This window comes from Nocardioides sp., from assembly GCF_041393715.1.
GTDB lineage: Bacteria > Actinomycetota > Actinomycetes > Propionibacteriales > Nocardioidaceae > Nocardioides.
In genome coordinates this window covers 29,024-42,357 of record NZ_JAWKJQ010000013.1, presented here as the reverse complement: position 1 = coordinate 42,357, position 13,334 = coordinate 29,024, and the positions used below count along the sequence as shown (strand labels likewise).

General features: G+C 73.3%; 12 protein-coding genes. 2 read left to right on the top strand and 10 right to left on the bottom strand.

The annotated features are described in order from the left end of the window. Positions 1-10 precede the first annotated feature (10 nt). Positions 11-496 (bottom strand): phosphoribosyltransferase, encoded by a 486-nt coding sequence (locus R2740_RS17185; RefSeq protein ID WP_371303921.1) that lies wholly within the window; start codon positions 494-496, stop codon positions 11-13. Between the two features lie 43 nt (positions 497-539). Continuing rightward, entirely contained in the window at positions 540-1,220 is a 681-nt protein-coding gene (gene aat, locus R2740_RS17180) for a leucyl/phenylalanyl-tRNA--protein transferase (RefSeq protein WP_371303920.1), read from the bottom strand. Between the two features lie 110 nt (positions 1,221-1,330). Here aat and R2740_RS17175 point away from each other — a divergent pair, with 110 nt between their 5' ends. Then, positions 1,331-2,014 carry an EcsC family protein gene (locus R2740_RS17175; RefSeq protein WP_371303919.1) on the top strand — a complete coding sequence of 228 codons (684 nt, stop codon included), beginning with the start codon at positions 1,331-1,333 and terminating at the stop codon, positions 2,012-2,014. Here the strand turns inward: R2740_RS17175 and R2740_RS17170 are convergent. The 8 genes from R2740_RS17170 to R2740_RS17135 form a co-directional block, all read right to left on the bottom strand. Continuing rightward, positions 1,975-3,153, bottom strand: coding sequence for a hypothetical protein (locus R2740_RS17170; RefSeq protein WP_371303918.1), 1,179 nt, complete (start codon positions 3,151-3,153; stop codon positions 1,975-1,977). The two genes, R2740_RS17175 and R2740_RS17170, sit on opposite strands and share 40 nt — an antisense overlap. Then, positions 3,150-4,268, bottom strand: a complete 1,119-nt coding sequence (locus R2740_RS17165) for a hypothetical protein (RefSeq protein ID WP_371303917.1) — start codon at positions 4,266-4,268, stop codon at positions 3,150-3,152. The genes R2740_RS17170 and R2740_RS17165 overlap by 4 nt, the downstream gene beginning before the upstream one ends. Before the next feature lie 56 nt (positions 4,269-4,324). Next, entirely contained in the window at positions 4,325-5,422 is a 1,098-nt protein-coding gene (locus R2740_RS17160; protein WP_371303916.1) for a hypothetical protein, read from the bottom strand. Between the two features lie 49 nt (positions 5,423-5,471). Then, a complete protein-coding gene (locus R2740_RS17155) occupies positions 5,472-6,539 on the bottom strand; it encodes a LacI family DNA-binding transcriptional regulator (protein WP_371303915.1) in 1,068 nt (355 codons plus the stop codon). 76 nt (positions 6,540-6,615) lie between these two features. Continuing rightward, a complete protein-coding gene (locus R2740_RS17150) occupies positions 6,616-6,843 on the bottom strand; it encodes a hypothetical protein (RefSeq protein ID WP_371303914.1) in 228 nt (75 codons plus the stop codon). Positions 6,844-7,078: 235 nt separating this feature from the next. Continuing rightward, positions 7,079-8,020 carry a hydroxymethylglutaryl-CoA lyase gene (locus R2740_RS17145; protein WP_371303913.1) on the bottom strand — a complete coding sequence of 314 codons (942 nt, stop codon included), beginning with the start codon at positions 8,018-8,020 and terminating at the stop codon, positions 7,079-7,081. A gap of 94 nt (positions 8,021-8,114) precedes the next feature. Further along, positions 8,115-9,998, bottom strand: coding sequence for a biotin carboxylase N-terminal domain-containing protein (locus R2740_RS17140; protein WP_371303912.1), 1,884 nt, complete (start codon positions 9,996-9,998; stop codon positions 8,115-8,117). A 5-nt stretch (positions 9,999-10,003) separates the two neighbouring features. Further along, complete coding sequence (locus R2740_RS17135; RefSeq protein WP_371303979.1) at positions 10,004-11,593, bottom strand: carboxyl transferase domain-containing protein; 1,590 nt, start codon at positions 11,591-11,593, stop codon at positions 10,004-10,006. A 210-nt stretch (positions 11,594-11,803) separates the two neighbouring features. Here R2740_RS17135 and R2740_RS17130 point away from each other — a divergent pair, with 210 nt between their 5' ends. Continuing rightward, complete coding sequence (locus R2740_RS17130) at positions 11,804-13,330, top strand: TolB family protein (RefSeq protein WP_371303911.1); 1,527 nt, start codon at positions 11,804-11,806, stop codon at positions 13,328-13,330. The last annotated feature ends 4 nt before the right edge of the window (positions 13,331-13,334 follow it).

The window sequence follows — 13,334 nt, the reverse complement described above, 5'->3', positions numbered from 1 at the left end:
GGGGCGCGCGTCAGTGCGCCAGACCGCCCGGCACCACCGGCGGCTGCGACGACCAGGGGAAGTCGATCCACGCCTCGGTGCGCCGCCAGACATAGTCGGGCTTGATGACCGACTGCGGCTTCTCGTAGACCACCGCGACCCGCGCCTCCGACACGTGATCGGCGCAGAAGGCGCGCACCGCCTCCAACGTCCGCCCGGTGTCGGCGACGTCGTCGGCGATCAGCACCCGGAGGCCGGACAGGTCGACGGCAGCCGGGGTCGGCGGCAGCATGATCGGCATCTCGAGACGCTGGTCGACGCCGGTGTAGTACTCCACGTTGATCACCGACAGGTTCTTCACCGCCAGCGCGTAGCCCAGGCCCATCCCGAGACCCAGTCCGCCGCGGGCGATCGCGAGGATCATGTCGGGCGCGAAGCCGGAGTCGACGACCTGCTGCGCGAGGTCGCGGCAGGCGACGCCGAAGTCGTCGTAGGTCAGCACCTCTCGGTCGGCCACGCGCACCATCCTGCCGTACGCCGGCCGGCCCGGCCGCCCCCGCTCACTCCTCGGTGAACGCCCCCGGCAACGGCAGCGCCAGCAGCCCGGGCAGGGCGGCGAGGTAGTCGTCACGCGACATCTCGCTGACGCCGAGCGACGTCAGGTGCGGCGTCGCCCACTGCACGTCGACGAGCCGCCGGTCGGCGTACTCGTCGCGGAGCAGGTCGACCAGCGCCACCAGGGCGACCTTCGACGCGTCGCGCTCGCGGTGGAACATCGACTCCCCGGCGAACAGGCCACCGACCGCGACGCCGTACAGCCCCCCGACCAGCTCGCCGTTGACCCAGGTCTCCACCGAGTGCGCCCAGCCGAGGTGGTAGAGCCGACGGTAGGCCGCCCGCACGTCGTCGTCGATCCAGCCGCCGGGCCGGGTCGGGTCGCCACACGCCTCCAGCACCTGGTCGAAGGCGGTGTCGACGCGCACCAGGAACCGCCCGGTCGAGCGTCGCAGCGAGCGGCTGACCTTCAGGTCGGCGACCCGCAGCACCCCGCGTCGCACCGGACAGAACCAGTACGGCGGCTCGCCGGGGCCACCCGCCGGCATCGGGAACAGTCCCTGCCGATAGGCGGCCAGCAGGGTCCCGGGCTCGAGATCGGCGCCGACGGCGACCAGGTCGTCGGACTCGTCCCAGCGAGCCGGCGAGCCGAAGTCCCACGGGGTCGGCGACGGGAGAACGGGCACGGTCGTCAACCTAACCCGGCGCCCCACACCGCCGGGATCGGCCGATCGGGCAGCCCTCGGCGCCGCCCGACGCAGGGTGCCGGCTGGGCCACCGATCGTAGGATTCGCGCATGAGTGTCAAGAGCTCGGTGGCGAAGACCCTGGCGCCGTGGGCCACCGTGGCCGCGCCCCAGCTCACCCACTCCTTCGTCCGCGAGGCGCTGCACCGCGCCATCCACGGCGTCGGCCCGCTCCCGCCCGCGGCGGAGGCCGCCGAGAAGCAGCTCGCCGAGCAGCACGGCAACGTCGACGACGGCATCCACGAGGTGATCGAGAACCACGTCCGCTACGCCGGCGCCCAGGGCTTCGTCACCAACATCGGCGGGCTGGTCACCGCGACCGTGGCGATCCCGACCAACATCACCGGGCTGGCGCTGATCCAGTCGCGGATGGTGGCCGGCATCGCCCACCTGCGGGGCTACGACCTCGCCGACCCCCGGGTCAGGAACGCCGTCCTGGTCTGCATCCTCGGCGAGGACCGCGTCGACGACCTGGTCCGCGCGGCCAAGCTGCCCGCGCCGCCGATGGCGCTGGCCACGGCGCCCGCCCACGACCCCGACCTCGACAAGGTGATCTCCGCCGAGGTGGCCTCGGAGCTGATCACCAAGATCGCCGGCAAGCGGCTGGCGACCACCGCGGCCGCTCGCCGGATCCCGTTCGTGGGCGGCTTCGTCGGCATGGGCGCCGACGGGTTCTCGACCTGGCGGATCGGCCGCTACGCCGACCGCGAGCTGCTGCCCCGCGCGCGACGATAGAGCCTCAGCGCCCGGCGCCCCGCCCCGCTGGTCTCCAGCCGGTTGACGACCTTGCCGCGCAGGCCGACCCGGCTGCGGGCGTCGTGGAGCTCCCCCTCGAGCCGGTCCCGGTCCCGCCGCAGCGTGGCGTTCTCCACCAACAGCGCTCGGATCGCCTCGACGGCGGCGGCCGAGACCTGTCGCTCGCGCGGCTTGTCGGGGTCGGCGTACGACGCCGCCGGGGGGCCGACCAGCAGGTCGTCCAGGTCTCCGACGACGGCGTAGCCCCGCTCCCGGAGCTCGGCGACCCACGACTGCGCCAGCTCGGCGACCCAGTCGTGGATGTCCGGCGGCAGCGCGAGCCGGGGCGAGGAGGTGCGCTGGGCCAGGGTCTGGTGGGCCAACAGCTCGCGCACCAGGGGGCGGTAGTCGGCCGGCGGCACCACCTGGTTGGCGGACCGGTTGATCCGCCGGATCAGCGCGGTCTCGGGCACCCCCAGCGAGGGGTTGACCCGCTCGGTGCCGACGTCGAGGTCGAGGCCCGTCAGCCCGAACGCCTCGGCGAACCGGCGCCACAGCAGGTCGGCCTCGGACCCCGAGGGCGGCACGGTCACCAGGTGCACCCGCTCGGGCGGCAGGTCGGGCGCCCAGCGGGCGATGATGTCGGGGATCTCCTGGACGCTCCAGAACCAGCTGGGAATCCGGCCGCGGCGCTGCGGGTCGCGGATCATGTCGAGGAAGCGGGCGTAGGAGACGACGCTGCGGTGCTTGACGTTCTCCTGCCACTCGGCAGGGATCTGCCGGCCCAGGTCGCGCACCGACAGCACCAGGTGGAGCTCGATGTCACCGAAGGACTCGATCGCGCGGGCGGCCTGCGACCGCGAGGCGGCAGCCAGGATCTCGTGGCTGACGATGGTGGTGCCCGGCGTGCGGCGTACCCGCTCGGCGAGGGCGTCCCAGGCGCCCACCGCCTCGTGCTCCAGCCCTCCCCACGGCAGACGCATCAGGTCGAGCGCCGCCAGGAAGTGGGCATCGAAGCGGTGGGCCGGGTAGTGCAGGCCGTGCAGCACCAGGCGCCGCCGGTTGCGGAAGAGCACGTCCTGGAGGTGGGAGGTGCCGGTCTTGGGGGTGCCGACATGGAGCAGGACCCGCTTGCTCATCGGTCCGCCTCTCCGGTCGCCTTCCCCGTCGCGGCCCCCGTCTCGCCCAGCGCCCGGATCGCGAGGGCCAGCGCGCCGCTGCCCGTCGGGGCGACGCCGGGCAGCTCGGCCGGCAGCACCGCGTGCGGGTCTCCGGCGACAGCGTAGTCACCGCGGGTCAGTGCCTCGGCCATCCGCCGCGCGCGCCGGGTCACCCACTCGTCCCGTTCCTCGGGTACGCCGAGGCCGTCGCGGCCGTCGTCGAGGCCGCCGGGGAGGCGCACCAACCGCGGACGCAGCACGTCGCCGAGCAGTCGGGCCCGCCGGGCGGGGGTGACCATCAGGCCGAGCACCGGGGCCACCCGTCGGGCCAGCTCGGCGGCGTCGGCCGAGGGGCGCTCCGGCTCCCCGCCGCGCGGTCGCGGCTCCAGCTCCACGGTCACCCGCTCGACCCCGGACCGGCGGGCCCAGGTGTCGGCGACCCGGGCCAGGTCGACCCGAGGCGGCACCCGGCGGCGCTGCTCCAGACCGAGCAGCCAAGGCTCCCACCTCGGTGCACCCCCGGCGAAGCACCGGTCCACCCAGACGTCGGCGAGCAGTCGGCGCAGCGGACCCCCGGCGACCACCACCGGCGAGCGATGACCGACCGCGACACCGCGGGCCGACTGCGCGCGTTGCGCCACCTGGGCGGCGGCCGGGTCGCCGACGACGCGCACGCCGCGCCGCCAGGGGCGCGTCCGCGCCGTGGGCGGCGCGCCCGGCTCCACGCCGGCGAGGTCCTCGGCCAGCAGCGCGGTGGCCACGCGGAGCAGCTCGCCCGTGGGCAACCGGGCAGGGTCGACCGGTCGCGGACCGAACGCCGACTCGGTGGCCGCGCCGACCAGCTCCAGGTCGGGGCTCCCGCGGCCGGCCGCGCTCGCCTCGAGCACCCGATCGACCAGCCTCGCACTCGGCCGGCCGGTCTCGTTGAGCCGCCGGAGCAGCTCGAGCTGCTGGGCGCCGGGCAGCGCCCGCCCGGAGGCGACGTCGGCCCCGGCGTCGCCGCGCTCCCGCCAGACCTGCCACGGAGTGGAGCCTCCCGAGCGCAGGTGCGCCACCCAGCCCCAGGCGCGGCGGCGTCCGTCGTCGTCGTTCACGGTCGGTGGCCCGTCCCCACGCTCACGTCCTGCCCGCGCTCACGTCTTGCCCACGCTCACTTCTTGCGCAGCCGGTCGGCACCCTGCCGGACCAGGTTGCCGAGCTGTCGGTCGGGGTCGGGGCGTCGCGCCGCCTCCCGCGTCATCGCCTCCAGCGCGTCGAGCGCCGCCTCGAGCACCGGCTTGGCCCGGGCCCGGTCGGGGTTGCGCCACTTCTCGTCCTCCGGCGGGCGCACCGGTCGCAGGTCGTCGGGGTCGCCGATCACGTGCACGCCGCTGCCGGCGAGCCAGTCGATCCAGAGCTCGGCCTGCTCCTCGGCCCAGGCGAAGCGGCTCGGGGGCAGCCGCACCGGCACCGACTCGCGGTTGACCAGCTCGCGCTGCGCCAGCAGGTCGCGGATCAGCCGGTCGTAGGTCGCCTCGCGCCGGACCGCCCGGTCGAGCCGGGCGTTGAGCTGCCGGATCAGCTGGGTCTCCGCCACCCCCAGCGAGGGGTTGGCGCGCTCGCTGTCGAGCGGCGCCCACGACGGGTCGATGCCGAAGGCCTCGCAGAACCGCAGCCAGAGCAGCTCGCCGCGACCGCTGGACTGCCGCTTCGGCGGGACCGTCACCACATGGATCCGCTCGGGCGGCAGATGGTCGCCCCAGGTGCTGAGCACGCTGGGCAGGTCGAGCGCCCGGAAGAACCAGGGCTTGCCGGTCTCGACCTTGTTGAGGAACCTCCGGAACGACCACTTGCGGCCCTGCTTGATGCTCTCCTGCCAGGCGGCGGGCAGCTGCCGGGCGAGATCACGGGCGGAGTAGACGATGTGGACCTCGCTGCCCTCGAGGTCGTTCATCGCCTTGGCGACCTTGCTGGCGGGCGCGGGGGCGAGGATCTCGTGGCTGACGATGACGGTCCCGTCGAGCCGGCGTACCTTGCGGGTCAGCTGGGCCCAGGCCCCGGCCGCGTGCCCCTGGTCGCCGCCCCAGTCCTGGCCGAGCAGGTCGAGCGCGGCCCGGAAGTGGAACAGCGCCGGCTCGGTGAACCGCGAGCTGGTCGGCACGTGCACCCGATGGTCGGCCAGCCGGGCGGCGTTGAGGGACAGCCGGTCCTGCAGATAGGTGGTGCCGGTCTTGGGGGCACCGACGTGCAGGTGGACGACCCGGGTCATGCCTCGGATTGTGCCGTACGCCGACCGGCCGCCCTCTCGCCCCCGGGCCTCAGCCCGGCGCCGGTCCGCTGCTCTCGCGGACCACCAGCTCGGTGGGGAGCACGACCTCGACCGGCTCGACGGGTCGGTCGGCCTTGGCCGCGCGAAGCGAGGCGGTGAGGGCGCGGGCGGCTGAGGTGCCCTTGGCGTAGGCGTCCTGGCGCACGGTCGTCAGCTCCGGTCGCACCCGCGTGGCCAGCGGGTTGTCGTCGAACCCGACGACGGAGAGGTCGCCGGGCACGGTGAGACCGAGCTCCTCGGCGGCCCGCAGGCCACCGGCCGCGAGCACGTCGGAGTAGGCCAGGATGGCGGTCGGCCGGGCGTCGGACCCGAGCATCAGGCGGGCCTGCTCGGCCGCCACGCGGTCGCCGTACTGGTCGACGTGATGGACGACCACCGTGGCGCCGGCGGGCTCGAGCACATCGAGGAAGCCGGCCAGCCGGCGCCGGGAGACGTACTTCCACCCCTCGGCGTCGCGTCGAGGGTCGGCGAGCCGTCCGACCGTGCCGGGAGAGCCGCCCGAGATGAGGATGCCGACCCGCCGGTGCCCGAGGTCGACCACGTGCTGGGCGGCCAGCCGCGCGCCGTGGTAGTCGTCGATCCGGACGCTCGGGAAGGCCGGGTCGGGCTCCTGGTCGACCAGGACGAGCGGCAGACCGCGCTTGACGAGCCAGTCGCGGGCAGTGGAGTCGAGCGAGCACGAGAAGACCAGCACCCCGTCGACGGCCACGTCCCGCGCCGGGACGACTCCGTCGCGACCCTCGCTCGACAGCAGGGTCAGGGAGAGGCCCGTGGGCCTGAGCTCGTCGGCCACCGCCGCGAGGAAGTCGGTGGCCACCGCGTCGCGGAAGCCATAGGCCAGGTCGTCGGTCAGCAGCACGCCGACGGCACCCGTCGAGCCACGGACCAGGGCCCGCGCCGTGGGGTCGGGGCCGGTGTAGCCCAGCCGGTCGGCCGTGGCCAGGATCTTCTCCCGCATCGGGGCCGACAGCTGGTCGGGCCTGTTGAAGGCGTTGGAGACCGTCATCCGGCTGACCCCGACCTCGTCGGCGATCGTCTGCAGGGTCACCCGGGCCACGCTGGCGATGGTAGCGACGTGCGCCGCGGGACGTCGTACGCCGGTTGCCACGGCCACCGCCGCGAGCGGGTCGGGCTCAGGCATGCCGATGGTCGCCGCGCGGCTGTGGCGCGATGCCGTCGGCGGCCCGGTGGAGCGCGGCCGCCAGACCGGCGCGGAGCGGGCCGACCCGCGCGGGACGAGCCGACCCGTCGGCCTGCTCCGCCCGACGGGCGGGACGGTCCGGCATGGTCGGGTCGGTCCCGTGCGCGCCGACCAGGTGCTGGGTCATCAGCTGCTGGACGTTGAGGGCGGGGAGGTTCATGGTGGCTCCTTTCGGTGATCTGTATCGGTACAGTGCCGGAGGTTTCTGTATCGGTCAAGTTACCGATACAGAAGGGCGTGCTCCTTGCTCGGGACTGCCCTGGTGCGGCGCCCGGAGGCAAGCCCGCGCGGGACACGCCCCGGCTTGTCTCCTGGTGCGTACGACGCGCCTGGTGCGTCGTCCGCACCAGGAGACACGGGCGCCCGCAGCCACCCCCGCGACAGCAGGCGCGGCGTCAGACCGCCGACCCGCTCCGGGCGCGGACCACCGCCGACGGGCTGGGCCGGCCGAGCTGCTCGGCCATCCAGGCGCTGGTGGCCACCAACGCGTCGAGGTCGACCCCGTGCTCGATGCCCAGGCCGGTGAGCATCCAGACCAGGTCCTCGGTCGCGAGGTTGCCGGTGGCCGACTTGGCGTAGGGACAGCCGCCGAGGCCACCGGCGCTGGAGTCGAAGGTCGTGATGCCGCTCTGCAGCGCGGCGAGGGTGTTGGCCAGGGCCTGGCCGTAGGTGTCGTGGAAGTGCATCGCGAGCCGGTCGACGCCGACGCCGCGATCGCCGAAGGCGGAGACCAGGGCCTGCACGTGCCCGGCGGTGCCGACGCCGATGGTGTCGCCGATGCTGAGCTGGGCGGCGCCCAGGTCGAGCAGGCGGGTGCCGACGTCGACGACCTGGGCGAGCGGGACCTCGCCCTCCCAGGGGTCGCCGAAGCACATGGAGACGTAGGCCCGGACGTCGAGGCCGGCCTCGCGTGCCCGGCGGACGACCGGCTCGAACATCGCGAACTGCTCGTCGAGGCTCCGGTTGAGGTTGCGCTGCGCGAAGGTCTCGGTGGCGCTGCCGAAGATGGCGACGTGCCGACAGCCCAGCTCCAGCGCCCGGTCGAGGCCACGCTCGTTGGGCACCAGCACCGGCAGCTCGCGTGCCCGCTCGCCGAGGTCGTCGACCAGCCGGGTCATCAGGTCGGCCGCATCGGCCAGCTGCGGCACCCACCGAGGGTGCACGAACGACGTCGCCTCCACGACCGGCAGGCCGGCCGCGAGGAGTCGGCGGCAGAACCTGGCCTTGGTGTCTGTCGGGATCACCCCCGGCTCGTTCTGCAGCCCGTCGCGTGGGCCGACCTCATAGAGGGTGACCCGCTCCGGCAGCCCCGGGACGTCATACGAACCGGTGGTCATGGCGCTCCCTTCGGATGACGTTCCCGGGTCGAGCCGGGGACGTCATACGGTCCGGTCGTCCCGACGCGCGCTTCGTATGACGCCACGGCCGGCGTCACGGCTCGACCTCGAAGAGCACGACACCGAGCGCCACCTGGTCGCCGGCGGCCGCGCCGACGTGGGTCACGGTGCCGGCGAACGGCGCCCGCAGGGTGAGCTCCATCTTCATCGCCTCCATCATGCCCAGCGCAGCGCCCTCCTCGACCTGCTCACCCTCCGCGACGGTCACCGCGAGCACGGTGCCGGGCATCGGCGCCGCCACGCTCCCGTCGCCGGCGTGCGCAGCATGGTCGCCGAACGCGTCGGGGAGCTCGAAGACCCAGCGCTGTCCGCGGTGCACCAGCTCGACGGCCGGCACACCGACGGACCCCACGACGCGGTGCCGCTCCTCGTCGAGCGTGACGACGGCGTCGATGACGCCGTTCGGTCCGTCGTCGCGCTCCAGGACCCGCAGCGGGTGGCCGTCCACCGAGTCGGGTCCGACGAGCACCTCCGGGTCGAGACCGGCGACGATCGGCGCCGGCGGGCCCGCCGAGCGCCAGCCGTCGTGGCGGAACGGGCCGTCCCCTCGACCGCGGGCGTCGGCCGCGACCAGCCAGCCCGCGAGCAGGCGGGCGGCGGCGGGGTCCGGTGCGGCGGGTGGGTTGCGGTCCAGCCACGCGGTGTCGATGGTGGCCTCCGCGAAGGCGCTGCTCGCCACCAGCTCGCGCAGGAAGCCGACGTTGGTGGTCAGTCCGAGGACGGCCGTCTCGTCGAGCGCGGCGACCATGGCCCGCCGCGCGGACTCCCGGTCGGCGCCATGGACGACGACCTTGGCGAGCATCGGGTCGTACGCCGTGCTGACGACCTGGCCGCTCTCCAGCGCATGGTCGACCCGGACGCCGTCCGCCCAGCGCACCAGGCGGGCGGTGCCGGCCTGCGGGAGGAAGCCGGCGTAGGAGTCCTCGGCATAGACCCGCACCTCGATCGCGTGTCCACGGATCGTGAGGTCGTCCTGCGCGAACGACAGCGGCTCGCCCGTGGCGATCCGCAGCTGCTCGGCCACCAGGTCGATCCCACCCGCGATCGCCTCGGTCACGGGGTGCTCCACCTGCAGCCGGGTGTTCATCTCGAGGAAGTAGAAGTCGCCCGTCTCGTTGTCGAGCAGGAACTCCACGGTGCCGGCGTTGACGTAGCCCACCTGCCGCGCCAGCGCGACGGCCGCGTCGGTCATCCGGCGTCGCAGGTCGGGGGTGACGGTCGGGCCGGGGGCCTCCTCGACGACCTTCTGGTGTCGACGCTGGACCGAGCAGTCGCGCTCGAACAGGTGGACGGCTCCGCCCTGGGTGTCCGCCAGCACCTGGACCTCGAGGTGACGTCCGCGCTCGACGTACCGCTCGATGAGCAGGGTGTCGTCGCCGAAGGCGCTCCGGGCCTCGCGGCCCGCGGCCGCCATCGCGTCGGCGAGCTCGTCGGGTGCGCGCACGATCCGCATGCCCTTGCCGCCCCCGCCGGCCGCGGCCTTGACCAGGACGGGGAAGGCCATCTCGTCACCGACGGCGTACGCCGGCACGACGGGCACGCCGGCCGCGACCGCCACCTCGCGGGCCCGCGCCTTGTCGCCCATCTGCTCCATCACGGCGGCGCTCGGCCCGACCAGGGTGAGCCCGGCCTCCTCGACCGCGCGCGCGAAGGCGGCCCGCTCGGAGAGGAAGCCGTAGCCCGGGTGCACGTGCGTCGCGCCGGCCTCGACACCGGCGGCGACGACGGCCGCGATGTCGAGATAGCTCGGGACCGGGCGCGCCGCGTCGGCGAGCCGCACGTGCGGCGCCGCCGCGTCGAGGTCGGTGAACAGCGCGACGGTCCGCCAGCCCTCGCGACGGGCGGTGCGGATCACCCGGACCGCGATCTCGCCACGGTTGGCGACCAGCAGCGTTGGGGGGCGCTCGGCGGGGGCCACCGCGCTCACATCCGGAAGACGCCGTAGGACGGCGCCGGGGTCGGGGTGGTGGCGGCGACGGCGAGGCCCATGCCGAGCACCCGGCGGGTGTCGGCGGGGTCGATGATGCCGTCGTCCCAGAGGCGGGCGGTGGAGTAGTAGGGCGAGCCCTGCTGCTCGTACTGCTCGCGGATCGGCGCCTTGAACGCCTCCTCCTCGTCTGCCGACCACTGCTCACCACTTGCCTCGAGGCCGTCGCGGCGCACGGTCGCCAGCACCGAGGCGGCCTGCTCCCCGCCCATCACCGAGATCCGCGCGTTGGGCCACATCCAGAGGAAGCGCGGATCGTAGGCGCGCCCGCACATGCCGTAGTTGCCGGCGCCGAAGGAGCCGCCGATGACCACGGTGAACTTCGGTACCACCGAGCAGGCGACCGCGGTGACCAGCTTGGCTCCGTCGCGGGCGATGCCGCGGTTCTCGTACTCCTTGCCGACCATGAAGCCGGTGATGTTCTGCAGGAAGACCAGCGGGATGCCGCGCTGGTTGCAGAGCTCGATGAAGTGGGCACCCTTGAGGGCCGACTCGCTGAAGAGGATCCCGTTGTTGGCGACGATGCCGACCTCGTGCCCCCAGATCCGGGCGAACCCGCAGACCAGCGTCTCGCCGTAGAGCTTCTTGAACTCGTGCATCCGGCTGCCGTCGACGATCCGGCGGATCACGTCGCGGACGTCGTAGGGCGTTCGGGTGTCCGTCGGCACCACGTCGTAGAGGCTCTCGGGCGGCTCGTGGGGGGCGTCGATGGGTGCCGTTTGTGCACAAACGTCGCCATCTGGCGCCGAAACACTGCCGTTTGTGCTCAAACGTGGGGGTCCGGGCAGCGTCTCCACCACCGACCGCAGGATCCGCAGCGCGTGGGCGTCGTCGTCGGCGAGGTGGTCGACCACGCCGGAGGTGCGGGCGTGCACGTCGCCACCGCCGAGCTCCTCGGCCGTCACCACCTCACCGGTGGCCGCCTTCACCAGCGGCGGTCCACCCAGGAAGATGGTGCCCTGGTTGCGCACGATCACGCTCTCGTCGGACATCGCCGGGACGTAGGCCCCGCCGGCCGTGCACGAGCCCATCACGGCCGCCAGCTGCGGGATCTGCCGCGCCGACATGGTCGCCTGGTTGAAGAAGATCCGGCCGAAGTGCTCGCGATCGGGGAAGACCTCGTCCTGCATCGGCAGGAAGGCCCCGCCCGAGTCGACGAGGTAGAGACACGGCAGGGCGTTGTCGAGGGCGACCTGCTGGGCACGGAGGTGCTTCTTCACCGTCATCGGGTAGTAGGTCCCGCCCTTGACGGTGGCGTCGTTGGCGACCACCATCACCGGCCGGCCGGCCACCTGCCCGATCCCGGTCACGATGCCGGCCGACGGGACGGCGTACTCCCCGCCGTACAGGTCGTACGCCGCCAGGGCGCCGAGCTCGAGGAACGGGCTGCCGGGGTCCAGCAGCCGGTCGACGCGATCGCGCACCAGCAGCTTGCCGCGGCCGGTGTGCTTGGCGCGGGCGCTCGCGGAGCCACCTTGGCGGGCGACCGCCAGCCGGTCGCGCAGCTGCCCGACCAGGTCGTGCATCTCGCTCACCGCCACCTCCTCGCCAAGTTAATGATCGTTAACCTACCGGAACTCCACGCCCACCGCCACGTCGCCGACTAGTCCGTTCGGGCCATCCGCTCTCGGCCGTCAGGACTGTTCTGGACCATTCCACGGTGCCACCCCCATCCCGGTTGGCACCATCGGGAAGCGTGCGGCCACCTCCCCGAGGCCGCGAAGGGATCGGGACCGATGACGCGCCTCACCAGCATGATGCTCGCGGCCGTGGTGGCCTGCGGGCTGCTGCTCGGGCTGCCCGGAACCGCGCACGCGGCGATCCAGAAGCGCGGCAACCTCAAGGTCATGGTCACCCACGTGCAGCGCGGCGAGCTGGTCACGGTGCGCGGCTGGGTGCCACCGCGACACAGCCGGACCGTGGTGCTGCAGCGCAAGGTCAGCTGGGGCTGGGCCACCGTCGCGCGCGGCAAGACCACCGACCGGCGCGGGGCGTTCAAGCTCCAGTGGACCCCGGACCTCGCACCGCAGAAGGTGAAGCTGCGGGTGCTGGCGCCGCGCCGCAAGATCGGCGGCAAGGTCTACCACATGCTCAAGACGCCGACCCGTCGGCTGGTCGTGGACCCGGGCCCGCAGCCGGCGGTCGGCGACATGAGCCAGGTGACGATGGGCAACAACACCTCCGACCGGATCTCGCTGTCGGGCGACGGCAGGTGGGCGACGTTCGACTCCCTGGCCAAGGACCTGGTCGCCACCACGACCGAGGACGACCCCTACCAGGACGTCTACCTCGAGGATCGCAGCACCGGGGACACGCTGCGCATCACCAACGGTCGGGGCACCTCGACGGCGGCGGACATCAGCGCCGACGGACGATACGTGCTGTTCGACTCCTTCGCCTCCTCGCTCGTGCTCGGTGACACCAACCAGAACAGCGACGTCTTCGTCTACGACGCCGACACCCACGAGCTGGAGCGGCTCACCGACGGTGACCGCGGCTCCTACGCCGCCGGCATCTCCGACGACGGCCGCTACGTCGTGCTCTACTCCTTCGCCACCAACCTGGTGCCCGACGACACCAACGGGTCCCGCGACGTCTTCCTCTACGACCGCGACACCGACACCATCAAGCGCCTCACCAACGGCAGCTCCTCGGCGTTCGACCCGGCGATCTCCGCGGACGGGCAGTGGGTGTCGTTCTACTCCGGTGCGAGCAACCTGGTCGCCGGCGACACCAACCGCAACCGCGACGTGTTCCTCTACGAGGTCGCCACCGGCACCACCACCCGGATCACCGACGGCAACGGCGCGTCCTCGTCGTCGAGGAAGGCGCTGTCGGCCGACGGTCGCTACCTGACCTTCTGGTCGGAGGCCTCCAACCTGGTGGGCAACGACACCAACGCCGTGCAGGACGTGTTCGTCTATGACCGCGTGGCCGGCACCACCACCCGGATCACCGACGGCAACAACCACTCCTCGTTGCCCGCGATCTCCGACGACGGACAGCACGTGGCCTTCGAGTCCTACGCGACCAACCTCGCTCCGGGCACCGATAAGAACGACCAGCTGGACGCGTTCGTGTACGACGTCGCGACCGGCATCACGACCCGGCTCGGTGGCGCCACCGGCGCGACCTTCCACGCCAGCCTCTCGGCCGACGGCGGGGTCGTCGGGTTCACCTCGTCGGCCTCCGACCTGGCCGCGGGCGACACCAACGACCTGGCCGACGTCTTCGTCTGGGTCCGGCGCCCGGTCGCCGGCTGACCGG